Source organism: Chryseobacterium sp. ZHDP1 (genome assembly GCF_018603435.1).
GTDB lineage: Bacteria > Bacteroidota > Bacteroidia > Flavobacteriales > Weeksellaceae > Chryseobacterium > Chryseobacterium indicum.
The window spans coordinates 1,626,691-1,651,085 of sequence record NZ_CP075682.1 but is presented as its reverse complement, the minus strand read 5'-3'; the positions used below and the strand labels follow the sequence as shown (position 1 = coordinate 1,651,085).

Sequence of the window (24,395 nt, the reverse complement as noted above, 5' to 3'; positions counted from 1 at the left end):
TTAAAAATTGGCTGCCCAACTTCTCACGGTTGATGTATTCGAGTTGTGGTTGTAGCTGCTTTCCTCAGCGTCTGAGAACACCTCCTCCGGGGTACTGTTATTAGGTGTATATTTTTTTCGACCCGCAATCTGAAATTTGTTGTTCAGTGTTTTTTTACGGTGGTCGATGATTAAGACCTGATCAATTTCACGTTTACGCTGAGCCATAAATTTGTTAACGGTGTTCTCGTATGCACTCATTAACCTGCGGTTCAACTCGCCCTGCTCATCTCTTTCATGGATTGATCTTGAATATTCCGGCTGTGGAACCAAATCACAAAGCATCAAATCATCAAAATAGATCATCGCTTTTAAAACATTCCCGTCGTTTCCGTCAAGCCAGTAAATCGTAAACTCTTTGCCATTAACATACTTCAGGAGCCTTATTAGATCATCACCCAGCGCAATTTCACCATCCAGCCCTAAAACAAACGTTGTATTTCTGAATTTGATAATTCCGGCATTACAGCTTGATGTTTCTGTTTTACCAATGTGAGGAAGAATTGCCGTCCAATTGGTAGGCTGTGTATTTTTGTTCTGCATTTCACAAAATACTTCCCATCGGGTTTTGTCAGTATGAACGGAATGAGGCATATTGTTCCACGTTTCAATATCGCTGAGCGATTGGTCTACAATCGTATCAAAAGGGATGATGATTTCTTCTTCTCCGCTTTTCTGATTTTCTTCTTTCAGGGCGTGCGGTCTTGCCATCCATCCTAAGCGGCTTTTTTCATGTCTGTATCTCAATTCCTCAAATTTTCGCTCGACAACTTTTGACCTTGCACGGTTCTTATAAATATTCACCCGGTCAAACATTGCCCCGTTCCGTAAAAAGGTGTCCTTAAATCCGCTGTTTAATGAACTTTCGCATTCCAACCCAAGCGGAAGGTTAAAGCCCCATTCTGAGTAGTTTCTGACCATTTGGCGGTAAAACTCGATAATGATCCCTTTTTTATTCTTCCCCCAAACCCAACACGTCCATGCTTCACTTCCCACATCAATACCCATATAGAACCAGGGACGTTTCCTGTTTTCATTATACATGAATGGAGGCTGCCTGTCATCTATGGAAATCAGCGTTCCCGCTTCTTTAATTTTCGTCAGCTTATGTGGAGGAGTGAACTCCTGCATCAATTTCTGACGGTCACCGGAACGCTTGGCAAAGGTTCCGATCTTGTTTTCCCATTTTCCAAGCCATGCAATAATTGAATTATCGGACATTTCCCTGAAATTTGGATTGGTACGGTCATATTCCTCTCCGGTTTCTTTACTGATAATATCCAGTTCACCGTTTAAAAAAGCCTGATACTGATCGGCGACCTGAGTCCGGGAAGGTTTATAATCCTGTCCTGCAAACATATCATTAAGTAAAGCCATCATTTCGTCCGTCATTAATTTTCGGTTCTGGTTTTTCAGTTTGCCGGAAATCAGGCTTTCAAAATTGAGCCCTTCGTCAAAAGAATGAAAGAAAGGTTTCCACACCCGGTCAAAGCCTCTATGGGATGAAGGGATGGTGTGGGTAGTGTTGTATACCTTTGGCAGAAACTCATTAAATGTCGTCACATCGGTAATGATAGAGGGCATTAACCCGCGCCCGGATGTTTTTCTTAATTTTTTCCACTCGGTTAAACGTGCCTGTCTTAATCTTTCGGCTGCAATAAGCACACTGGCGTTGGTGATATATTCCTCTTTGAAACTTTCTTTTAACGGTGTGCCGTCCTCAAATCTGAAATCGGTATAGTAACGTACTGCTGTGGCATCAAATTCAAAAAATGAAAGTAAAGGGTGTCTCATTTTGCGCGGATCGCCCATGCTTTCCTGTACATCTTTCGAAAGGCTGTCAAAGTCAATATACATCTGTCTGCCATTGCCTCCCTTCTGAACTTTTTTAATTCCGTAAGGTAAATCTTTGTATCGGTGAATTTCAACTTTCAGCGCGCTAAGAGTATTGTAATATTTTGGTATTAATTCGTCCTTTGTAACAACTAATATATTTCCCCAATTGTGTGGCATAATCTCTTTTTTTAACGTGTTAATAAATCTATTCTAATCTATTTGTAAGTTTTTTCTGTAGTCTAATACAAATTTCTTCCGGTTTTCTTGTATCATACCCATTGCTTTTACTGCCGCTTTTTCGTTCCGCTTGAATCTCTTACGGGCTGCGTCTGAAGAGACACATAATAATTCTCCAAGCAGCTGATAGTCGCCATAATAAATTTTTTCTTTTTGCTTATTTTCCATGATAAATCAAATTTTTGTTATAAATTTGTTCAAATGTCCTGACAAAGATATACAGAACTTTCTTAATAACAAAATTAAAATGAAAGAAAATACAGAAGTTTCTTCAAGATTGCAGAAAATGCTTGATTTTATCGGACTTAACGCTCCCGAATTTGCTAAGAAATTAGATTACAATAGACCGCAGACTATTTATGATATCCTAAGCGGTAAAGCAAAACCGAGTTTTGACTTCTTTCATAAGCTTGCCAATTCAGAATATTCTGATTTATTTGATTTCAAATGGTTTGTTGATGGAAAAGGTGATATGATCAAAGAAGAACCTATCATAACGCCTTTGAGTATCAATAGAAAGACAAAAGATGGAATTATTGAAAATCAGGAAGTACCCTTTTATGATTTTTCTGCTGTGGCAGGGCTTCAGGCATTGTTTGACAGCGGAGCTCCTCACAAAGCACTGCAAACCATTAAAATTCCCAATCTTCCAAAATGTGACGGGGCTATTAATGTAACCGGTGACAGTATGTACCCGCTTTTAAAATCCGGTGATATTATTCTATATAAGCAAATTACGGTGGATGATATATTTTTTGGTGAAATGTACTTGTTAAGTATTCTTACTAAAGGGCAGGAGGAGTATGTAACAGTCAAATATGTACAGAAATCAGAACTCGGAAATGAATGGGTGAAATTGGTAAGCCAAAATCCACATCATCAACCAAAAGACTTTAAAATAAAAGACATTACTGCCATTGCATTGGTAAAAGCAAGTGTTCGATTTAATACAATGTTTTAAATTGCTGATAATCAGTACAAGGAGCTTAAAACCCGATGTCCCTATACCCCCTTGAATAATTCAAATTGATGTTTTTTTTGATCTTTTTTAACCCTTATATACATCTGAATCCGGTTAAAAAAAACGGGTTTTGTAACCCCAACTGTAACCCCAACTGTAACCCCAACTCAAAAAGCATCATTTTAAAGGCAAATCTACAAATACAGAAAATCCAGTATTTTTTCTCATCAATATGATCAGATATTTTTATTCCAACACACGAAAACGCCTTATTACAAGGTTTTTATGTAGAATAGTAAATTTGTATTTATGAGAAAATAAAAAGCCCCGAAAAGGGGCTGTATGATGGCGGAAATCTTTTTTTAATAGTAATAAAATGGTAGCAAATAGTAATTTTTCGGCGTTTCGTTTTTTCTCAATTCGAGGCTTCAATATGCTCAAAGTTCTTTTATTAATGGGCTTTTTCAGCTTTTTTTATTTACTAGACAATTTCGCTTTTTCGTTTTAAGGGGAGTAGATGCCGCGGAAAAACTTTTTAACTCTAAAAAAATATTCGACCGAACTTTTACATTGGAAGACTATAAAAAGATCATTGACAGAAATTACCTTATGCTTCTTCATTCCGAAGATCAGATTTTCGGCAGTCTTTCAGAAAAATTCTCTGACAAACTTCAGCTTGAAGAAAGAAAAAAACTTCCTTTGATTGAGCAGGATCTTAAAAGTCTGGACATGGAAAATCGCAAGGCTTCAGGAGAACTCAGTTTTTCCAATGAAAATGAAGCTTTAGGAGCAATGTACGTGATCGAGGGTTCTACTCTGGGAGGAAATGTTATTGCAAAACAGCTTTCCAAAACAGAAGGATTTGATGATGTTACGTTCAACTTTTTCGGCTGTTACCGTGAAAATACAGGATTTATGTGGAAAAACTTTAAGGAAGTTATTGATAATGAGGTTTCTGAGAAAAATTATGATGAGGTTTTATCGGGAGCTAAAAAACTGTATGCCTTTCTTCTAAACGTCCGTTAACTGCTGTCTACAACATAAATATCACTTTTAAAGATAATTAAATTCCTGAAAGATTGCCTAATTTTTCAGGAATTGTTAAATTTGGGAGTTTTCAATTGTAAGCCAAAAGTAAACAAACAATTCAAATAAATAAATTTTAAAAGTTATATTATGAAACTGTAAAGTTCCGTAATACCATTAAAAAACAATAAATTAAGTATATTATGAAAGTAACTGTAGTAGGTGCAGGCGCTGTAGGAGCAAGCTGTGCAGAATACATCGCAATGAAAAACTTCTGTTCAGAAGTAGTTTTAGTAGACATTAAAGAAGGTTTTGCAGAAGGTAAGGCAATGGATTTGATGCAGACAGCATCGCTTAACGGATTCGATACAAAAATTACCGGAACAACAGGAGATTACAGCAAAACTGCAGGTTCTCACGTAGCGGTTATTACTTCAGGTATTCCAAGAAAACCGGGAATGACGAGAGAAGAATTAATCGGAATTAACGCGGGAATCGTAAAAGAAGTTACTGAAAACTTAGTAAAACATTCTCCGGAAGTAATTATCATCGTGGTTTCTAACCCAATGGATACAATGGCTTATCTGGTACACAAAACTTCAGGTCTTCCTAAGCATAAAATCATCGGAATGGGTGGTGCATTAGACTCTGCAAGATTCAAGTACAGATTGGCAGAAGCTTTAGAAGCTCCGATCTCTGACGTAGACGGAATGGTAATCGCGGCTCACAGTGATACAGGAATGCTTCCTCTATTGAGCAAAGCAACAAGAAACGGAGTACCTGTAACAGAATTCTTAGATGCTGAACAACAGAAATACGTTATTGAAGAAACTAAAGTAGGAGGTGCAACGCTTACCAAATTATTAGGAACTTCAGCTTGGTACGCTCCGGGTGCGGCTGTTTCTGTAATGGTTCAGGCAATTGCGTGCGACCAGAAAAAAATGATCCCATGTTCTTTAATGCTTGAAGGAGAATACGGACAAAACGATATCTGCCTTGGTGTTCCTGCGATTATCGGAGCAAATGGGGTAGAAAAAATCGTAAATGTAACCCTTACTGCGGAAGAGCAGTTGAAATTCGCTGAAGCTGCCAATGCAGTGAGAGAAGTGAATGGAGATTTGAAATTTTAATATTTTAAACTTTATATACAAGGAATCCGCGCCCGAAGGGCGCGGATTTTTTATTGCATTTAATTATTTTTTACGGTTCCGAATTTACTGAAAAATCCTTCTCTGCCTTTTTGATTATAAATGTAAGGATCGGCAAAAGTTCGAGTCCAGTCATTTTTAATTTTTGAAATATTTTTGCCAACAAATTTCTCTAATTGGGATTTTGTAATATTGATTTGATAAGTTTTATTCTCAAATGGCAATATTATTTTTACTTCATTGATAAAATCAAGATTCTTCATTAATCTTGCCGGACTTCCAACAAGTGTTTTTTGAATTTCATTACCTGTTGACCAATATAATTTTAAATCATTTTCTGTTAATCCTGATGAAGGGTTTAATTCCTTATATTCATTGTAATTTTTGACATATGTAATGACAGCTTTTCCGTTTTCAAGTTTAACTTCTTTTATTGAACCTCCACCATTTAGTCTGGATGCTTCGGTTTTTAGTTGTTCGAGATCTGTTCCATTTGTAGAATTTATAGATCTCTGAACTAGTCTGGGTTTTGAGCTTTGTCCATTAATAGTATTTGTTTCTTCTTGAGCTATTGATAAAATACTATCATTTTCCGTTGTTGTTCTTGGATTGGTTTTATTATTACCGCAGCCTAATAATAAAAAAACGGATAAAGTAAAAAGAGTAAGTTTAATTTTCATGATTATTGTTTTAAAGATTTTCAAAACTAAAAAATCATTGCAGGAAATAATTATGGAAAACCATAATTACAGATTTAAATTACTTTCTTGTAAAATTTCCTCCCATCTGCTTAAAATCAGATCAGTATAGATTTCTTTGTCCAGACCATAAGAACCTAAGGCATAACCATCATTCCACTCAACTAATGCGGTTTCTCCACTGCTCAGAATTCCGAAGTCTATTCCATAAGCATTTGTTCTTTCGTCTGAATTTTCAAAATCTTTAATAGCAGTTTTTACCATATCCATATCCAACTGAAGATTTTCGTTGCCACTGTAATTTTTTATTCCGACAATTTCTGACTGATTCACGAAAACCCGAAATTCAGAAAGCCATTCAACAACAGATGAACAGAATAAAGCTGTTTCTTTTGAAAATGATTCCAGACGGAGAAGATCATGTTGCGAATTGATTATAAATCCTGTGAAAAGTTTGATTTTAGATTTTGGCTTTACAAAAATGTTTAAAGATTCTTCATGACTTTGCATCATGAGTTTTTTTACAGTTGTTTCCCAAACAGTCCGCTTTAAATAAGGTCTTAAACTTTGAGGATAAGATGAGGTGAATGGACTGATTCCCAATCTTTTGAAAGTATATAACATTGATGAATGATCTCCGACAATCAGCGTTTCTTTATTAAGCAGGATCTGATTTCGATGTAATTTTTTGATGGTAAAAAATTCGCAATCAGCTCCTCTTGATTCCAAAACGTTTTTTACCTCCAGAAATTCAGGTTCTGTTTTTCCATTGCCATATTCCTGAATGTAAGCTTTTGTAATCATTATCGGTTCTTAAAATTGTTAGTTGTTTGTGGATAACCTTTAAAAACTGTGGATAAGTTAAGTTTTAACAGAAAGTGAAAATTTATTACATCAGCTCAAAGCTCATAAACAAAGCCGTTTCTGTTGAGTTGTTATACAGTTTTGTATTGATCCCTGTAAACTGAAATCCTGCTTTCTGAAAAAACTTTATTGCAGGATAATTCGTGTTCTGGGTTTCTGCTTCCACTATTCTGCATTGCAGTTCTCTGGCTTCACGATTGATATTTTTAATCAGCAATCTCCCGAGATTTTGTTTTCTGAACTTTTTATGAATCCACAAATTCTCAATAAAAAGACTATTATTTTTCCCTCTGTAATCACAGATGATCCATCCAATAAGTTCTTCATTTTCAAAAATTCCGAAAGAATGACCTTGCTGTGCTACTGCGTTTAAATGTTCAATATCATGAAGTTCTGTTTTACATATCTTTTGATAATATTGATTTTTCTCTCTCAGATTAAATTCAAAAGTGTTGTTCGATTCAATTGCCGAAACCACAAAAATCTTTTCGGTTTCGTAATTGTTGAAATCGGTATCAGGAATGAAATTTTCTTCAAATACCGTCAGTTTTCTGATTTCCATGGCTTAAAACTTGGAATTCTGAGCATGAAAATTACCTTTTGTAGCGTAAAGCAGAATCTGGATCAGGACAAGAACTGAGATAACAGCAATTCTTATCATGGCATTTTCCGAAAACCTTTCCCGGATTACTTCCATAGAGTTAATTTTTTTGATGGTAAACTCCTTTAGCTGATCAATATTGCTGAATGCATTTACCTTTCCGATTTCAGAATTGATTTCTGCTTTATTCAGCGTTGCGGCAACGTTAATGAGATTAATATTGCTAATAAACAGCCATCCGAATAACAACAGAGATACCGAAAAAAGAAAAGGTCTGAAAATTTTCATGATTAAAAAGTTTTTGTTACGAAACATATTTACATATTTGTGTTAATACCAAATGTAAAAAAAATCAACCGGAGAATCGCATTAAATTCACAAAATGTGTATAAAAGCTTTATCATTCAATATATTTTCCAGAATTAGTTTTTCAGTCTCTTATTCGATTGTAATATTATGACTGTAATGGTATTTTTTCGCGTACTTAAACTATATTTCGGTAGAAAGTTTACCTTTTAAAGCATTGTATTTGACCTTAGATTTCGGAACTTTTACATCAAAAATATTTCATTAAATTTATAACTTACTCGCAAATTCAGTCAGTATTTCTTTGTTTTTTTGATCATAATTTTCACTAAACATGTCAAGTTTTTCATTTTTTTCTGATATTTCCTTAAGATCATTTCTGCCGGATAAATCCGCTATTCTTGACATGAAAAAATTTCCCTCAAAAATAAAGTCATTATAAGATTCTTTAAAGCGGCTAATCAGAAAACTTAATAGTTCTTTGTCATTTGGCTTTGCAACAAGATCCAGCAATCCTAAATCACTGTAATCTAATTTTTTTTGTGAAAGAAAATAAAGTCTTAATTTTTCTTTTTGATTGTCGTTTAGTTCAAATTTTCTTACAAAAGTATCTTTATCGCGATCATAAAAAGACATAAAATCACTTTCAGGAGAAAGTTCATAAGTTCCTTCCCATTTTGTGGGTTTTTGCAATGCACATTCTACAAGCCAATCTACTGTTTTAGCATGTTTTTCTTCTTCATTTATAATTTTCAAAATATCCTGCATTTCAAGAATTCTCTTTTTATAAACAGAATATTCTTTTTTTTCTAATGTTTTTGAGCCATACGATAAAGAATGGGTAGAATATCTGTCTTCTTTTTTCTCCTTATACAAAAAGGCCAATGTTAATTTTCCCTTTTCGTAGTATGCAGGAGCAGGGCAGGATATTTCCGAACTTGTGTATACTTCGATAATTTGACCGGACTTAATATTTCCGTGTAAAACATCGTATACTTTTAAAACAACAATTTCAGATTTAAACCAGTCATGTTCTTTTACTTTTTTGTTATTTTTTATATCTAAAACTTCACCATATACAATGTTTTCAGATTCAATGATTAATTTTCTTAATGGCATTGGAGAAATCGGATAAGCGAACAGGTTACAACTTAAAACGCTTAAAATCAGAAATAAGAATAATTTGGTTTTCATAATGGTAAATTTTATTTCTGATATAACGATAAATTCAAAAAAAAATTTTGAAAGGCTATAACCAAATTTACAGTAAAAAGTAAAACTAAAATTTATCAATTCAAAAACGGCAACTGCTCAATTCTTCAAAGTCAAGATCATCAGATGCTGTACTGATAAGGCTGTAAGGAATGTATTGTTCTATTTTTAAAGCTAAAGAACCGGGATTTCCGCCCTTCCCATAAAACCAATGATCTTTGCATCTGATTTACTTGTCTTTCATTTTCAAAATAAGAAGGTATTTTTCTTCTTGTATTCACTTTAAAAGCTGAGAAAAATATTTTTCACTTCCGAGCATAATAATGATGGCGGAAAAAAAATTATAATGCTAAAACCAGATAAAAGAAAAGTTTGATCATCATTAAAAAGGATATTAATTGAAATTTTAATGCAGATGAACTCAATAGAAATCAAAATTAAATAAAATTTCACACATCAAAACTTTCAAAACCCGTAAATTTGTCCTCAATAAAAATTTTACGGGATGCTTAGGAAAATTTCGGTTGCAGCGGCTGCTTTTTTGTCCGTACTTACAATCAATGCGCAAAAGAACAAAAATTCTCAGTTGGAAAGACCAAAACTTGTAGTAGGTTTAGTTGTGGACCAGATGAGATGGGATTATCTGTACCGTTTTTATAACAAATATGGAAACGACGGTTTCAAAAGACTTTTAAATACAGGATATTCTTTAAATAATGTTCATATCCCGTATGTTCCTACTGTTACGGCTTTAGGACACACGTGTATTTACACAGGTTCCGTTCCTGCAATTCACGGGATCGCAGGAAATGACTGGATGGATAAAGAAACCGGACAAAATGTTTATTGTACTACAGATGAAAGTGTAAAGCCTGTAGGAACAGCTAATGCAAAAGTGGGAAGCCATTCTCCGAAAAATCTATGGTCTACCACTGTTACCGATGAGCTTAGGTTGGCAACCAATTTTCAGGGTAAAGTAATCGGGGTTTCTTTAAAAGACAGAGCTTCTATTTTACCGGCAGGACATACGCCGAACGGAGCGTTCTGGTTTGATGATTCCACAGGAGATTTTATTACAAGCTCTTGGTACATGAATGATCTTCCACAGTGGGTAAAAACCTTCAATTCTCAGGATCTACCGGATAAATTGGTTGCCAACGGCTGGAATACCTTACTTCCGATCGATCAGTATACAGAAAGTTCTCCGGATAATTCTTCATGGGAAGGCTTGTTGGGAAGTGCCAAAACACCTACTTTTCCTTACAGCAATTTAGCCGCAGATTATCAGGCTAAAAAAGATAATATTCGTTACACACCATTCGGAAATACATTAACGCTGAAATTAGCCGAAGCCGCAATAGAAGGTGAAAAGTTAGGAGGAGACGATATTGTGGATATGTTAGCGATTAATTTGGCATCAACGGATTATGCAGGGCATAAATTTGGTCCGAATTCTATCGAAGTGGAAGATGTTTATCTGAGACTCGATAAAGATTTAGCTCAGTTTTTCAGTTATCTGGATTCCAAAGTAGGAAAAGGACAGTACACCGTTTTTCTTTCGGCAGATCATGGCGGTGCTCATTCTGTAGGATTCTTGCAGGAACATAAAATCACGACAGGTTTCTTCGGAGACGGAATGGATAAAAACGTCAATCTTAAATTAAAAGAAAAATTCGGGGTTGATAAATTAATCAATGCGGTGGATAATTACCAGATTTATTTCGACAGAAAATTACTCAAAGAAAACAATATTAAATTAGAAGACGTTGTAGATTTCACCGTAAAAGAAATTGAGAGTGATCCTTCAGATTTATATGCTGTTCCTGTAAATAAAGTTTCAGAATCTTCTATTCCTGAACCGATTAAACAAAGAATTATCAACGGGATCAACAGGCAGAGAAGCGGTGATATTCAGTTGATTTCACACGATTCCATGCTTCCTCCGTATTCAAAAACAGGAACAACGCACAGCGTATGGAATTCTTACGACTCGCATATTCCGTTAATTTTTATGGGGTGGGGAATTCAGCATGGTGAAAGCAATAAAGCTTATTTCATGACCGATATTGCACCTACCGTTTCTTCATTGCTTAAAATACAGTTTCCGAGTGGAAATGTCGGGAATCCGATTACGGAAGTTATTGGCAAATAATATTTTACTCAAAAAATGATAATGAATCCTTGGCTGTTTGGTTAAGGATTTTTTTATATAAAAATTTTACTGTTGTCTATTCTTACAATGTTTTGCTGTTCCATTTTTTTGATTGCGCGGATCACAGTTTCTATGCGCATTCCTGTAAGCGAGGCTAATTGCTGTCTGGTGTAAGGAACCGGAAAAGAAAACTGTTCTTCAAAACCGAAATGAGCTTTCACGTGGGACATAAGGAGATTAAGCTTTGTAATCGGATCCCGGAAAGAAAACGGAGCCGAAGTAATATGTTTGTAGCGCATTCTGTCCGCAGTGTAAGAATATATTTTAAGGAGAAGTTCGGGTTTTTCTAATACGAGTTTAATCAGTTTATTTTTTTCCAGCCTGATGATTTCGCAATCTGTAACCGCAACAGCACTTACTGCATACTTTCTGCTGTGGAAAATATACGTTTCGGCAAAGCAGTGACCATCGAAAGGAATTCCGTGGATAAATTCCTTGCCGTCTTCCAGAAAGCTGCTTAATTTTACCGTTCCGGACTTTATCTGCAGATAATATTTTGGAGTGCTTTCTTCTTTAAAAATATAATCGCCGGAATTATAGTGTTGGAGTTCAGCGCCATGAGAAAACAAAAGGTTTTCACAAATGATCATAAGCCTTTATTATTAATTTGATCTAAAATTAACAATTTGAAAGGTTTGTTAAAAATTTATTAATACCACACAGATGCCTTACAGATGCCTTACAGATGCCTTACAGATGCCTTACAGATGCCTTGATTTTAAGTGATGGATTAGCAGTATTTTGAGTATTTTCATTAGATATTAAAAACTTTATTAAATAAAAAAACGCAGATTATTCCGCGTTTTTTGTCATTTATTTTATTCTTGGTCTTCAACCAGATCATCATCATCTTCATACTGTTCGAGAAAATAAGTGAAAGTGAAGTCTTCCATTTCTTCCTCAGCATCTTCGAGCGTGAGAAGAAGATCTTCAAAAGTTTCCAGCTGATCGACCGTCATATTTACAAACTCAATGTGAAGAGGCATTTCCAGTTCTCCTGTAATTACATCAGAAAGTGCATCCAGATTATCTCCGAAATGCTCAGGAAGTTTGATCTTTTCTTTCAGTTGGGCATAGAAGTCTTCATAATCTCCGATGTCTGTAAAATCTATATATATTGTACTCATAACTTTATTTTTAATTTTAAATCAGTGAGCGTAAGTCATTGCGAGGAGCTAAGCACAGGCTAACTTCAATCCTCGCAATGACCAACAACTACTGCTTTTCAAAACTCTTATAATGGTTTTTCGTGAGATAAACATCACCGTCTTTCGTGAAAACAATCCGGTCTGCATTTCTGTTTCCGCAATGATAGTTTACATCAGCCTCAAAATACTTTTCATCTTCAGGCAATGTTCTTTCCCTATTGCTGAAGTGATCTCCGCCAATTGCTTTTCCCGGCAAAACCTCACACAGATTTCCTTTGGCTGGATTCCAGCCCATCTTTCTTGCTTCATTTTTGGTGATGTAATACTCCGGAAGCTGATGATTTTTTTTAACATAAGCAATAACCTTTTTTTCTTCCGTCAGCCGATCGATAGATTCCTGACTCGAATATGCCGAGCCTGAAATATCAGAACTGCCGTATTCAATTCTTGGATTTTTAGAGGAAATTTCCTTTTTATTCGCAATAAAGTTATTATAAACGTACATTACAGACATCCCGAAAAGAAGCCCTAAACAAATGAAAAATATAGATCTTATTTTACCATTCATAGTATTAAATTAAAAAATGTAACAATAAGTTTGTTTAAACTTTTATTAAATCGCAAAAGTAACAAAAGACAATCTAAAAGTGAATTTCTATAATAACCAAAACGCTCAAAAGAATAAAAATCAGAGATTTTTAAAAACTATTGTGAACTTTTTCATTTATAATGATCAACTTTAAATAAAAGTTTAATTCATCTTTTGTGACTTTTACGGTTAATTCTGAAAAGTTTAAACAACTTTAATGTATCAATCTTTCAGTTTAGCAATCAATTGTTACATTGTTAGACTGATATATTGTTAAATTAATTAGTTCTCCAGTCTTCAGGAATATCGCAGATCGGGATCGGAACCATTTTATGTTTTGCTGCTTTATGCATTCTGTCGAAAATCTGGAAAACTTCTTTGTCTCTGCCTTCGTAATCTTCTGCTGTTTTTGTTCCGTATTCTTTCTGGATTTTTTCCAGTTCAGGATAAGTTGCCCCGATCTGGTCTTCATCCGTTCTTTCTGCATCCCAAAGTCCGTCCGTAGGAATTGCATTCTGAATGCTTTCAATTAAATTTAAAGCTCTCGCCAGTTCATACACTTCCGTTTTATAAAGATCCGCGATTGGAGAAACATCTACACCGCCGTCGCCGTACTTGGTATAGAAACCGATTCCGAAATCTTCCACTTTATTTCCTGTTCCGCACACTAAAAGTCCGTGAAGCTGACCGAAATAGTATAAATTCAGCATTCTGAAGCGTGATCTTGTATTCGCAAGAGCCAGATTGTTATTAGGATTTCCTTCTGAATGTGCGCTGACAATATTTTCAAAACTTTCGAAAACAGGAGTTAAGTTAACGGTTTCTGATTTTACGTTTGGAAATTTCTTTTTCAGATCCTCAATATGATCCTGCGCTCTGTTTACCTGATCTGCTTTTTGACGGATCGGCATTTCCAGCGCCAGAACTTCAAGTCCGGTCATCGCACAAAGAGTAGAAACGACACCCGAATCCACACCTCCCGAAACTCCGATTACATATCCGTTTACTTTTGCTTTTACGGCATAATCTTTCAGCCAGTTTACAATATGATCTATAACTTTTTGTGTCTGCATTGTTTATATTTTTGTCTGTTTTTGTGTAAAGAAATTCAAAATTAAAAATTCTGAATGTTTATTTGATGTAATTTTGATGTTGAAGCTCATACCAGAAGCAAATTCCGTCCGGTTCGGTGAATTCGCCGTTTTTTTCAAAGCCTAATTTTCTTAAAATATGATTGGAACCTTCATTTTCAGAATGAGCGTGAGCATAAATGGTTTCAGCTTTCAGATCATTAAATCCAAAATCAAGCGAAGCTTTTGCCGATTCCAGTGCATAACCTTTTCCCCAGTATTTCGGGATGAAACGATAGCCGAGATCGTAAATATTATTGTAACCGTTTATTTCCTGAGTAATTAATTTCAGTCCGCTCCAGCCGATTAACAGTCCGCTTTCTTTTTCAATTACAGCGAGTCTTCCGACACCGTTATCAAGATATTGCTGCTGAATCATTTTAATCACATTTTCAGATTCGCTGATATCGGAAAGAGGAGGTACTCCGATGTATTTCATCACTTCAGGATTGGAATCGAGGAGAAACATGCGTTCTGCATCTGTTTCTTCAAATTTTCTCAGAATAAGTCTTTGTGTTTCTAAATACATAAAATTACTGTTGCTGAAATCCGAAAATCGTCACATTGGCTGCTCCTTTTTTAATGTCTGTTTCCTTCAGCGGATTTTTCATCACATTTAAGGTTTCCAGATTCATGTTTTTGGAAATATCCAGTTTTTGAACCAGATTATGCTCAAGATTTAGTTTTTTCAGATATTTGAGCGAACTCACATCAATGGTTTTTATTTTATTTAAAGATACGGTTAATTGGTCAATTCTGGGCGTCGTTTTCAGCGAAATATTTTCAATCTGGTTGTTGTCGAGATAGAGAGAAGCCAGATTTTTAAGATTTTCAGCTTTAAAATTTGATATTTTACATCCTGTACAGGAAAAAAGCTGGAGATGATCCATATTTTTCAGGGAAAGATTTAAAATACTGTTGTCGTCCAGCACGATCATTTTAGCATTTTTAAAATACGCGAGGTCTTCGGTATTTGTAATCCCTTTATTCACTAAAAATAAATTTTCAATCCTTTCGGCTTCAAACTGATTCATTTTGCCGTCTTTGTTCAGATCAGAATTTTCAATCACTGCTTTTTCAAGATTTTTATCCTTAAAAATAAGGCTTTGGCTATAGAAACAGGATACAGAGAAAATCAGAATAAGCACCGGAATTATTTTATTTTTCATCATTATATTATGTTTAAATCCGTATTTTTGTACACTTAAATTTCATGTAAAAGTATGAAGATTTTCAAAATTACTGCACTTTCTTTAGTATTAATTTTAGGATTGAATTCCTGTAAAAAAGAATCTCAGAATCAATGGAACGTAGAGATTACAACTCCCGCGGAAAAAGTAGAAATTACAGATATTTCCAAGGAACTTTACGATCCGAATGTTTCATCGGAAAGTTTTAAAGCTAAATTTCCTTGGTTTCAGGGAACGGTAAGCGATGCAGATTTTGCCAAAAGAAGAGTAGATCCTGAAGAAATTAAAATTTACAAGGAAGCAGCTGCAAAAATAGATCAGAAAAAACTCCAGACCGATCTTCAGGATTTGTTTTCGCACATCAGATTTTATTTTCCTTCCTTTAAAAGTCCGAAAGTATTTTTATTTTCATCGGCTTTGCAGATGGTTCAGGATCCTATTTTTTATGATGCCAAAGGAAATCAGCTTTTTATTGATATGACAGGCTTTATGGGAGACGGAAATCCCAATTATAAAGGACTGGAAATGTACTTCCAGAAATCCATGAACCCGAATAATATTGTTCCGAAAGTCGCGCAGATTTTCGCGGAAGGTTTTGTGAAAGAATCTCCGGATCATCAGAAATTTATCGATATGATGATTCTCAACGGTAAAATCATGATTCTTAAAGATGCTTTTTTACCCACATATCCGGAATATCTGAAAATGAACTACACCCAGAAGCAATATGAATGGGCAGTCTCCAACGAAGCGAATATCTGGAATTATTTCGTGGAAAAAAATATCATTTTTGGAGACGATCACAGATTGGAAGACCGTTTTATCGCTCCGGGACCATTCTCGAAATTTTATACGGAAATTGATAACGAATCTTCTCCGCAGATTGCCATTTTCACAGGATGGCAGATCTGTAAAGAATATCTGAAGCAAAAACCGGAAACCAAACTTCAGGATTTCTTAGGATTAGATGCAACCGTGATCTTTAATCAGTCTGGCTATAAACCGAAAGTAAAATAATACGCTGAATGTAAAATATTTGGCAAACAATATACAGTAGAATAAATAGAAAATTATGAGAAAAACTCAGATTACGATAGATGTAGAACTGGATGAAAACCACATTCCGGAAAACATCACCTGGAATGCACAGGACGGCGGAATTGAAAAAGAAGAAACAAAAGCAACCATGATCTCCGTTTGGGACGAAAAAAATATGGAAGCTTTGAGAATTGATCTCTGGACAAAAGAAATGCCGGTGGATCAGATGAAAATGTTTATTCATCAGGTACTTGTTTCTATGGGAAATACCTACCAAAGAGCAACAGGAGAAGAAGATGTGGCACAATGGTTGGAGCAGATGGCAGAAGAGTTCGCAGTAAAATCGGCGATAAAAATGTAAAAAAAGCTGGATGAGGGAAGCCTGATGTTGGAAGTTTACAAAAGCATCCAGCTTCCATCATCCCCAGCTTCAAATCAAAAATATAAAACAATGAATTTCAATACAAAAGTAATACACGGAGGACAGCATCACGAATCTGCAACAGGTTCTGTGAATGTACCTGTATTTTTAACATCTACCTTCGCACAGAAAAGTCCGGGAGTACATTCCGGTTACGAATATTCTAGAGCGGCAAACCCTACAAGACAGGCTTTGGAAGACTCTTTGGCAAGCATCGAAAACGGAGCGAGAGGTCTGGCTTTCGGTTCCGGTCTGGCGGCAATCGACTGTGTTTTAAAATTATTAAATCCGGGAGATGAAGTGGTTGCAGTAGACGATTTGTACGGAGGAACATACAGAATGTTCACCAGACTTTTCGAAAAATATCAGTTGAAATTTACCTTCGTGAATTTTGATGATGTTTCTAAAATCAATGACGTTATTACAGATAAAACAAAATTAATCTGGGTAGAAACGCCAACCAATCCTTTAATGAAACTGGTTGACATTAAAGCAGTTGTTGAAGTGGCAAAAGGAAAAGATATTCTGGTTGCAGTGGATAACACTTTTGCAACGCCTTATCTTCAGAGACCTATTGATCTGGGAGCCGATATCGTTATGCACTCTGCAACAAAATACTTGGGAGGTCACTCCGATGTTATTGCGGGAGCTTTAATTGCAAAAGATGCAGAACTGGGAGAGAAACTACACTTCATTCAGTTTGCAAGCGGAGGAATTTTAGGACCTCACGATTCTTATTTGGTGTTGAGAGGAATTAAAACACTGGCTTTAAGAGTTCAGAGACACTCTGAAAACGGAATGGCGGTAGCGAAATACCTTGAATCTCATCCTGCTGTAGATCAGGTAATTTATCCGGGATTAGAATCTCATCCGCAGCACGAACTGGCAAAATCTCAGATGAAAGATTTCGGAGGAATGGTTTCTTTCACTTTCAAATCAGGTAAAAAAGAAGATGCCATCAAATTTTTAGAAAGAGTAAAAGTATTCACTTTAGCTGAATCTTTGGGGGGAGTAGAATCTCTTGCGAATCATCCTGCTTTGATGACTCATGCTTCCATTCCTGCAGAAAAACGTGCAGAATTGGGAATTACAGACGATTTGGTTCGTTTAAGCGTAGGAATCGAAGATGCAGAAGATCTTATCGCAGATCTGGAAAGAGCTTTTTCTTAATACAAAATAATAATTAAAATTTTCGCTGAGGTCTTTGCTGACTGAATAGTTTATGCTGAGCTTGTCGAAGTACCTTTGCGAACTTAAAAGCGTTTAGTAGTCAAAAAATCTTTGTGGACTTTGCGTTAAAAATAAATTATTAATTATTTTAAATAAAAACATGATGAGAAAGATCCAGATTTTATTCCTGTTAATGGTAAGCCAGATTGCCTTTTCTCAGGTTAAAAATACCGATGAACTGTACAAAACGGCGAAAAAATTAGACAGTCTGATATTCAATGTCGGATTCAATAATTGCGATCTTTCTCATTATGATTCTATCGTAAGCGAAGACTTGGAATTCTACCACGATAAAGGCGGAATTACTTCCGGAAAAGAAGCCTTTAAAGCCTCCATTAAAAATAATATCTGTGGCGGACCTAATAAAGTGAAACGCGAACTGATTCCAAATTCCATGAAAGTATATCCTTTGTACAATAATAATGTTCTGTATGCTTTCATTCAGGAAGGAGAGCATGATTTTGCTGAATTTTACAACGGAAAATGGAACAAGGGAAGCCGTGCAAAATTTACCATTCTCTGGATTCTGGACGGAAAAAACTGGAAAATGAAGCGCGTTCTCAGCTACGACCATCACTTATAATCTACTTTGTCAAATCTTTATGAAGTTTTTTGCGCTTTGACAAAGTTTTAAACTCCCATTATGACAAGAAAAGCCCAACTTGCAGATGTACAGCAATTAGCTGAGCTGTTCGATCAGTACAGGATCTTTTATCATAAAGATTCCGATATTCCTGCTGCGGAAAAATTTTTAACAGAAAGAATTGAAAATAATGATTCCGAAATTTTTGTTGCCGAAAATGAAGGGAAATTAGTCGGTTTTGTTCAGTTGTATCCGTTATTTTCCTCCACAAGAATGAAAAGATACTGGCTTTTGAATGATTTGTATGTGAATGAAAATTATCGGGGAAAAGGATTTTCAAAACAACTGCTTGAAGCATCCAAAGAACTTGCAAAATCAACCGATGCCGCCGGAATTCTTCTTGAAACCGGAAAATCCAATGATATCGGAAATAAGCTTTACCCAAGCTGCGGATTCGAAATCTACGATGAAGTGAATTTTTACGAATGGAAGATTTCATAACGTAACAATTTACCAGAGTAACAGTTTACGAAATCTTAATTGTTACTAAAATATTACTCATTACCAATTACTTATTATTCATAATTTATGACTGATTTTCAAAAATACGTTCAAAGATATTTAGATTTAATTCCTTCAGAAAACTGGCTGGAAGAACTGAAAAGATCCGGAGAAAAAACTGTAGGAATTTATTCTGAACTTTCAGAAGAACAATCTCTTTTTGCCTACGCGGAAGGAAAATGGACGCTGAAAGAACTCCTTCTGCATTTATCCGATACCGAAAGAATCTTTCAGTACAGAATATTGGCTTTTGCGAGAGGCGACCAAAATGAATTGCCGGGTTTTGATGAGGAATTGTACGCTAAACAGTCTTTCGCGAATGAAAGAACACTGAGTTCACTGTTGGAAGAATATCAACTGATCAGAAAATCTTCTCAGATTCTTTTAGAAACTGCAAATTCCGAAGCCTTAAAAAATGTAGGATCTGCCAACGGAAACCAGATTTCTGCCGAAACCATCGGAAAATTAATTGTTGGTCACAATATTCATCATTTGAATATTATTGAAGAAAGATATTTGCCGAAGTTGTGATGCATTTAAAAATAAATATTGTAATTCTAATCAGTTCGGTGATTTTTTTAATATCATTGACTCAAGATTGTGTAAATTATCAATATTTTGGCAGCATACATTATCCATCTTATCTAGCTTTTTTATTGGGTTGGACTTATTTTGACGGATTTCGTTGGGAAGGTTTTGTTTGGGTTGCAAATCTTCTTTATTTTTTAGGAATAGTTTTGACAATCAAAAGAAATTGCAAAGCAGTTTTAGCTCTTATTATTTCGTCATTTTTAGCAATTTCATTTATGTTTTTTGATAATATAACAATTACAAAAAGTGGAAGAATAGCTTCAATAATTGAATTAGAATCAGGTTGTTTTTTATGGCTGATTGCAATTTTATTTCTGACTTTTTCTTCGCTTTATTTAAAAGTAACGCAGAAAAGCAATGCGTAGTTTAAAGAATCTTAATATTACCAAAAGCATTGAATCTGGAAAACTTATTTATGATGAGAGTATTTTAGATAAAATTGACAGGTATACCAATTATTTGATTTTTGGAGCCCTGATTTATTTTTCAATAGTTGGTTTATACAAAATTACTCCATCTACAAATAGTGATTTTGAATATATTATATATAGTATTATTCTAATTTTTGTACTTTATTCTTCATATTGTTTATTTACAGAAAAAAGACTGAAAGAAATCAGCTTCAGTATTCATAAAGAAGAAGCCAAAAGAAGAGTTTTAGATTATGGCAAAAAGTATCATTACAGAATTTCAAATATTTCCAATAATCTGATTTATCTTAATGAACCAATAAACAGCTTTAGTTTTCTAGACGAAGAAAGAACAATTATAATTTTTTTTAAAGATCAGTCGGTTTTATACACGGTGATTAAGAGTGGAAGGAGAATAAATGCTCCGGTTTTATTTTCACAACATATCATCCGAAAAGATATAAGAAAAATTCTGCACCAGAAAAAATTTACTTTAACTAGGAAAAAAAGTTACTTTGACAGGTTTTTCAATGATCCTTCTTGATGATAAAACTGTCATTGATCAATAGAAATGGGCTTTAGTCCGTTTACTGATTTAAAATCATTCTTTCGGCTTTAGCCAAAACTTAATATAGATTTCATATTTTTGGCTAAACAACACAAATGCCATTTATTAAAATTTATATCCATGTCGTTTTCTCAACGAAAAATAGAATTCCCTATTTCAATACTCCGGAGTTACGAATAAAAGTCTGGAAACACATAAAAGAAAATGCCTCGCAAAAAGGAATTTTTCTGGATATTGTGAATGGTTATTCGGATCATTGTCATTGTTTAATTTCTCTGGGTTCCAATCAGAATATTGAAAAAATTGTTCAATTATTGAAAGGAGAATCTTCATATTGGATCAATAAAAATGCATTGACAAAAGAAAAGTTTTTTTGGCAGGACGAATATTTTGCTGTTTCAGTTTCTGAATCTATGATTGAAACAGTTAGAAATTACGTTAAAAATCAGGAAAGTCATCACAAAAAGAAATCGTTTGCGGAAGAATATCAGGAATTTTTGGATAAATATAATTTTAAATAATCTGAGTTCAAGATAAGTCTTCTTAAACGCCATGTTAAACAAAGAGATTCAATTATCAGTAATTCAGCTTTTAAGATATACAAAGGCGTAAAATTGATCAAAGTAATATCGTTTTTGTCTTTTTTAAATAAACGAAATGGCTTTGTTTACCTTACCAACTTTCAATAAGTAAAAAAAAAATCTTTTGTTTTTCTTTGCGATAAATTATATAATTTTATAAATCAATTATTTAAATTTATTTCTTATTCCGAACTGATGTTAAATAATAAAGTTTGGCTAAAGCCAGATTTGATTTTAATGATTTTTAAAATGGGCTAAAGCCCATTCTATTGAATATAAAAACTCTGTTTTCGAAAATTTCACGCGAAGATTTGTAAATTTACACAGATAAATTAATAGAAGCAGAATGTAATCCTTCTATTAAAAATAAATTATAGTATTGGCTTTAGTTAAAGCGTAAAATGTATTATACATGGAGAAAATAATAGAAATCTTAAAATCCGGCGGCACAATTCTTTACCCAACAGATACCATTTGGGGAATTGGCTGTGATGCTACCAATATAGAAGCCGTAAACAAAATATTCGACATCAAAAAACGGGAAAAAAACAAATCCATGATCATTCTGGTGGAATCTGAAAAGAGATTGCAGGATTTGGTAGATGTTCCGGAAATGGCTTGGGAAATTATCGATTTAAGCGAAAAACCTGTAACAATTGTTTATGAAAACCCGAGAGGATTGCCAAAAGAATTGTTGGCTGAAGACGGAAGCATTGGAATCCGTCTGGTAAAAAACGACTTTTGTAAAAAGCTGATTACAAAACTCAACAAACCTTTGGTTTCTACTTCTGCCAATTTCAGCGGTGAAAAAAGTCCTTTGAAATTCTCGGATATTTCTCCTGAAATGATTGATCTTGTAGATTATGCAGTAGAAGAAGACCGCGAAAAAGTTTCAAAATATTCGGGTTCGTCGGTAATAAAAGTCTGGAGCGACAACAGGATAAAAGTACTGAGAGAATAATCGACTTTTATCATTTATTTTAAAGTCTTATTCATCCGCATCGGCAGGATTTCTTTTTTTAGTTTTATCTTTGCAGAACTTCAATTTTAAAACAATCGCTATGAATCATCAAAAGTTTGCCGAAGAGTGGATCAAAGCATGGAATTCGCACGATCTGGATGTTATTTTATCTCATTATTCAGATGATATAGAGATTGTTACGCCGATGATAAAATTAGCAACAGGAGGAAAAGAAAGTTCACTTAAAGGAAAATCTGCGGTTCGCGGATATTGGAAAGCAGCACTGGAAAAATATCCTGATCTTCACTTCGAGCTTATAAAATCTACGGAAGGAGTAGATTCTGTGGCTTTGTTTTACAAATCTATTATGGATAAACATGCAATGGAAGTGATGTTTTTTAATGAAGATGAAAAAATTAATAAAATGTATGCTCATTATGATTAATGAACGGCATTAGTGTATTACAAAATGAAAATTAATCTTACTCAAAATAAAAATTTAAAACTTTTTAAAATCATTTCGGAGGTTGCAGCCCGGAACAATCAGTCTGTATATGTTGTCGGAGGTTATGTACGCGATCTTTTGATGAAAAGAAAAGCATCAACGGATATTGATTTTGTGACCGAACAAAGCGGTATTGAACTTGCCCAAAACGTCGGAAAGGAAATTGATCCGAAAATAAAAGTTTCTGTTTTCAAAACGTACGGAACGGCGATGATCAAATACAAAGATCTTGAGCTGGAATTTGTAGGGGCGAGAAAAGAAAGTTATACCGAAAACAGCCGTAAACCGGAAGTTGAAGGAGGAACCATAGAAGACGACCAGAAAAGAAGAGATTTTACGGTGAATGCCATGGCAATTTCTTTAAATCAGGATAATTTTGGTGAACTGATCGATCCTTTCAACGGAATAGATGATCTGGAAAAAGGAATTTTAAGAACGCCTTTAGAGCCCGCTCAAACCTATTCTGACGATCCGTTGAGAATGATGAGAGCCGTTCGTTTTGCCTCCACTTTAAATTTTAAAATTGAAGAAAAATCTTTGGAAGCCATTAAGCAGGAAGCCGAAAGAATAAAAATTGTTTCGATGGAAAGAATCATGGTGGAATTTAATAAAATCATGCTTTCCAAAAAGCCATCTATTGGTCTTAAATTAATGGAACAGACAGGTTTAATGAAATTAATTATTCCTGAACTGATTGATCTGAAAGGAGTAGAAGAAGTGGAAGGACAAACCCATAAAGACAATTTTTACCATACTTTGGAAGTGGTAGACAATATTTCTGAAAACACGGAAAACCTGTGGCTTCGTTGGTCTGCATTGCTCCACGATATCGGAAAAGCACCGACCAAAAAATTTGTTGAAGGAACAGGATGGACGTTCCATGGACACGAGTTTTTAGGCTCAAAAATGGTAAAAACATTATTCCAGAGATTGAAACTGCCTTTAGGTCCGGATATGAAATATGTTCAGAAGATGGTAAAACTTTCGTCTCGACCGATTGCTCTGATTACCGATGATGCTTCGGATTCTGCGTTGCGAAGATTATTGTTTGATGCAGGAGAAAATATGGAAGATCTGTTTACCCTTTGTAAAGCCGATATTACGACCAAAAATTCTAAAAAGCAGGAGAAATTTAAGAAAAATTTTGAATATGTTGCTGTTAAGATTAAAGAAGTTGAAGAAAAAGATCAGGTAAGGAATTTCCAGCCGCCGATTTCAGGAGAAGAAATTATGGCAATGTTTAATCTGAAACCGGGTCGCGAAATCGGAATTTTAAAGGAAAAAGTAAAAGAAGCCATTCTGGAAGGCGAAATTGCAAATGACAGCGAGGAAGCGAGAACTTTTGTGATTGCGGAAGCGGAAAAGCTTGGATTGACACTTGCCTAAATGCTTTTCGGGACATTTGATTATATCATTTTAGTATTAATTTTCCTTATCAACATTCTTGTCTGGAAATTTAAAATAATTAAAAAACGCAACTGGATTTTATATCTGGTTGCGTTTTTATTTTTCGGATTTGTTATTCCGCTTTTATCTGTTGATTTTGAAATTGAAAATGCGACAAAAAATCAGCCAATTGTTGATAATTTCACGCTTTTGTACACGTATTTCAGGTTTCCGGTTTGGTGGTTTATTGGGGTGGTGGAGACTTTTATTTTAGGTAATTTGATCACGAAAATAAAAACATAATAAAATCCTAATGAAATGTTAATAAAATCTTAAAAAGGTATTGGTTTTGTTTTTACATTT

Annotated in this window: 30 protein-coding genes; 17 read left to right on the top strand and 13 right to left on the bottom strand. The window is 34.7% G+C overall.

Features of this window, described 5'->3' with window-relative positions; genetic code table 11:
• Together KKI44_RS07480 and KKI44_RS07475 are read right to left on the bottom strand one after the other, a co-directional pair.
• Complete coding sequence (locus KKI44_RS07480; protein ID WP_214590540.1) at window positions 1-2,052, bottom strand: hypothetical protein; 2,052 nt, start codon at window positions 2,050-2,052, stop codon at window positions 1-3.
• Window positions 2,053-2,085: 33 nt separating this feature from the next.
• On the bottom strand, window positions 2,086-2,280 hold the full coding sequence (locus KKI44_RS07475; protein WP_108410298.1) for a hypothetical protein: 195 nt from the start codon (window positions 2,278-2,280) through the stop codon (window positions 2,086-2,088).
• Between the two features lie 79 nt (window positions 2,281-2,359).
• Here KKI44_RS07475 and KKI44_RS07470 point away from each other — a divergent pair, with 79 nt between their 5' ends.
• From KKI44_RS07470 to KKI44_RS07460, 3 genes are all read left to right on the top strand, one after another.
• A complete protein-coding gene (locus KKI44_RS07470; RefSeq protein WP_250902075.1) occupies window positions 2,360-3,073 on the top strand; it encodes an XRE family transcriptional regulator in 714 nt (237 codons plus the stop codon).
• 570 nt (window positions 3,074-3,643) lie between these two features.
• On the top strand, window positions 3,644-4,099 hold the full coding sequence (locus KKI44_RS07465) for a biliverdin-producing heme oxygenase (RefSeq protein ID WP_250902178.1): 456 nt from the start codon (window positions 3,644-3,646) through the stop codon (window positions 4,097-4,099).
• Between the two features lie 203 nt (window positions 4,100-4,302).
• A complete protein-coding gene (locus tag KKI44_RS07460) occupies window positions 4,303-5,229 on the top strand; it encodes a malate dehydrogenase (RefSeq protein ID WP_029294870.1) in 927 nt (308 codons plus the stop codon).
• A 59-nt stretch (window positions 5,230-5,288) separates the two neighbouring features.
• On the opposite strand, the gene KKI44_RS07455 is transcribed toward KKI44_RS07460, so the two are convergent.
• The 5 genes from KKI44_RS07455 to KKI44_RS07435 all read right to left on the bottom strand — a co-directional run bounded on the left by KKI44_RS07455 (window position 5,289) and on the right by KKI44_RS07435 (window position 8,910).
• Complete coding sequence (locus tag KKI44_RS07455; RefSeq protein ID WP_214590539.1) at window positions 5,289-5,927, bottom strand: hypothetical protein; 639 nt, start codon at window positions 5,925-5,927, stop codon at window positions 5,289-5,291.
• A 66-nt stretch (window positions 5,928-5,993) separates the two neighbouring features.
• A complete protein-coding gene (locus KKI44_RS07450; protein ID WP_214590538.1) occupies window positions 5,994-6,749 on the bottom strand; it encodes an ATP-grasp domain-containing protein in 756 nt (251 codons plus the stop codon).
• An 85-nt stretch (window positions 6,750-6,834) separates the two neighbouring features.
• Window positions 6,835-7,371: a GNAT family N-acetyltransferase gene (locus tag KKI44_RS07445; protein ID WP_214590537.1), complete on the bottom strand. Its 537-nt coding sequence runs from the start codon at window positions 7,369-7,371 to the stop codon at window positions 6,835-6,837.
• A 3-nt stretch (window positions 7,372-7,374) separates the two neighbouring features.
• Window positions 7,375-7,698 carry a hypothetical protein gene (locus tag KKI44_RS07440; RefSeq protein WP_214590536.1) on the bottom strand — a complete coding sequence of 108 codons (324 nt, stop codon included), beginning with the start codon at window positions 7,696-7,698 and terminating at the stop codon, window positions 7,375-7,377.
• Window positions 7,699-7,986: 288 nt separating this feature from the next.
• The gene (locus KKI44_RS07435) at window positions 7,987-8,910 is read right to left on the bottom strand and encodes a hypothetical protein (protein WP_214590535.1); all 924 of its coding nucleotides are present in this window, start codon (window positions 8,908-8,910) and stop codon (window positions 7,987-7,989) included.
• A 523-nt stretch (window positions 8,911-9,433) separates the two neighbouring features.
• Here KKI44_RS07435 and pafA point away from each other — a divergent pair.
• The gene (gene pafA, locus KKI44_RS07430; RefSeq protein WP_214590534.1) at window positions 9,434-11,080 is read left to right on the top strand and encodes an alkaline phosphatase PafA; all 1,647 of its coding nucleotides are present in this window, start codon (window positions 9,434-9,436) and stop codon (window positions 11,078-11,080) included.
• Between the two features lie 53 nt (window positions 11,081-11,133).
• Here pafA and KKI44_RS07425 read toward each other — a convergent pair whose 3' ends face one another.
• The 6 genes from KKI44_RS07425 to KKI44_RS07400 all read right to left on the bottom strand — a co-directional run bounded on the left by KKI44_RS07425 (window position 11,134) and on the right by KKI44_RS07400 (window position 15,179).
• Entirely contained in the window at window positions 11,134-11,730 is a 597-nt protein-coding gene (locus KKI44_RS07425) for a Crp/Fnr family transcriptional regulator (RefSeq protein ID WP_214590533.1), read from the bottom strand.
• 228 nt (window positions 11,731-11,958) lie between these two features.
• The gene (locus KKI44_RS07420) at window positions 11,959-12,267 is read right to left on the bottom strand and encodes a barstar family protein (RefSeq protein WP_214590532.1); all 309 of its coding nucleotides are present in this window, start codon (window positions 12,265-12,267) and stop codon (window positions 11,959-11,961) included.
• Window positions 12,268-12,355: 88 nt separating this feature from the next.
• The gene (locus tag KKI44_RS07415; RefSeq protein ID WP_214590531.1) at window positions 12,356-12,856 is read right to left on the bottom strand and encodes a ribonuclease domain-containing protein; all 501 of its coding nucleotides are present in this window, start codon (window positions 12,854-12,856) and stop codon (window positions 12,356-12,358) included.
• 299 nt (window positions 12,857-13,155) lie between these two features.
• Window positions 13,156-13,950: an NAD(+) synthase gene (gene nadE, locus KKI44_RS07410; protein ID WP_116096140.1), complete on the bottom strand. Its 795-nt coding sequence runs from the start codon at window positions 13,948-13,950 to the stop codon at window positions 13,156-13,158.
• A 58-nt stretch (window positions 13,951-14,008) separates the two neighbouring features.
• Window positions 14,009-14,536 (bottom strand): GNAT family N-acetyltransferase, encoded by a 528-nt coding sequence (locus KKI44_RS07405; protein WP_214590530.1) that lies wholly within the window; start codon window positions 14,534-14,536, stop codon window positions 14,009-14,011.
• A gap of 4 nt (window positions 14,537-14,540) precedes the next feature.
• The gene (locus KKI44_RS07400) at window positions 14,541-15,179 is read right to left on the bottom strand and encodes a leucine-rich repeat domain-containing protein (protein WP_214590529.1); all 639 of its coding nucleotides are present in this window, start codon (window positions 15,177-15,179) and stop codon (window positions 14,541-14,543) included.
• 51 nt (window positions 15,180-15,230) lie between these two features.
• Between KKI44_RS07400 and KKI44_RS07395 the strand changes: the two genes are divergently transcribed.
• The 13 genes from KKI44_RS07395 to KKI44_RS07335 all read left to right on the top strand — a co-directional run bounded on the left by KKI44_RS07395 (window position 15,231) and on the right by KKI44_RS07335 (window position 24,335).
• Window positions 15,231-16,214, top strand: a complete 984-nt coding sequence (locus KKI44_RS07395; protein WP_214590528.1) for a gliding motility protein GldB — start codon at window positions 15,231-15,233, stop codon at window positions 16,212-16,214.
• A 55-nt stretch (window positions 16,215-16,269) separates the two neighbouring features.
• Window positions 16,270-16,596: a gliding motility protein GldC gene (gene gldC / locus KKI44_RS07390; RefSeq protein WP_076396489.1), complete on the top strand. Its 327-nt coding sequence runs from the start codon at window positions 16,270-16,272 to the stop codon at window positions 16,594-16,596.
• A gap of 90 nt (window positions 16,597-16,686) precedes the next feature.
• Window positions 16,687-17,826: a cystathionine gamma-synthase gene (locus tag KKI44_RS07385; protein WP_214590527.1), complete on the top strand. Its 1,140-nt coding sequence runs from the start codon at window positions 16,687-16,689 to the stop codon at window positions 17,824-17,826.
• Between the two features lie 160 nt (window positions 17,827-17,986).
• Entirely contained in the window at window positions 17,987-18,469 is a 483-nt protein-coding gene (locus tag KKI44_RS07380) for a nuclear transport factor 2 family protein (protein WP_250902177.1), read from the top strand.
• 60 nt (window positions 18,470-18,529) lie between these two features.
• Window positions 18,530-18,970 (top strand): GNAT family N-acetyltransferase, encoded by a 441-nt coding sequence (locus KKI44_RS07375; protein ID WP_214590526.1) that lies wholly within the window; start codon window positions 18,530-18,532, stop codon window positions 18,968-18,970.
• Window positions 18,971-19,057: 87 nt separating this feature from the next.
• A complete protein-coding gene (locus KKI44_RS07370; protein WP_214590525.1) occupies window positions 19,058-19,561 on the top strand; it encodes a DinB family protein in 504 nt (167 codons plus the stop codon).
• A complete protein-coding gene (locus KKI44_RS07365) occupies window positions 19,561-19,986 on the top strand; it encodes a hypothetical protein (RefSeq protein ID WP_214590524.1) in 426 nt (141 codons plus the stop codon). The genes KKI44_RS07370 and KKI44_RS07365 overlap by 1 nt, the downstream gene beginning before the upstream one ends.
• A complete protein-coding gene (locus KKI44_RS07360) occupies window positions 19,979-20,575 on the top strand; it encodes a hypothetical protein (protein ID WP_214590523.1) in 597 nt (198 codons plus the stop codon). Before KKI44_RS07365 ends, KKI44_RS07360 begins: the two co-directional genes overlap by 8 nt.
• Before the next feature lie 119 nt (window positions 20,576-20,694).
• The gene (gene tnpA / locus KKI44_RS07355; RefSeq protein ID WP_214590522.1) at window positions 20,695-21,120 is read left to right on the top strand and encodes an IS200/IS605 family transposase; all 426 of its coding nucleotides are present in this window, start codon (window positions 20,695-20,697) and stop codon (window positions 21,118-21,120) included.
• A gap of 472 nt (window positions 21,121-21,592) precedes the next feature.
• Complete coding sequence (locus KKI44_RS07350; RefSeq protein WP_087709123.1) at window positions 21,593-22,141, top strand: L-threonylcarbamoyladenylate synthase; 549 nt, start codon at window positions 21,593-21,595, stop codon at window positions 22,139-22,141.
• A gap of 100 nt (window positions 22,142-22,241) precedes the next feature.
• The gene (locus tag KKI44_RS07345; protein ID WP_214590521.1) at window positions 22,242-22,586 is read left to right on the top strand and encodes a nuclear transport factor 2 family protein; all 345 of its coding nucleotides are present in this window, start codon (window positions 22,242-22,244) and stop codon (window positions 22,584-22,586) included.
• 24 nt (window positions 22,587-22,610) lie between these two features.
• Window positions 22,611-24,032: a CCA tRNA nucleotidyltransferase gene (locus tag KKI44_RS07340; RefSeq protein WP_214590520.1), complete on the top strand. Its 1,422-nt coding sequence runs from the start codon at window positions 22,611-22,613 to the stop codon at window positions 24,030-24,032.
• Window positions 24,033-24,335 carry a hypothetical protein gene (locus KKI44_RS07335; protein ID WP_214590519.1) on the top strand — a complete coding sequence of 101 codons (303 nt, stop codon included), beginning with the start codon at window positions 24,033-24,035 and terminating at the stop codon, window positions 24,333-24,335. It begins immediately after the preceding gene.
• Window positions 24,336-24,395 lie beyond the last annotated feature (60 nt).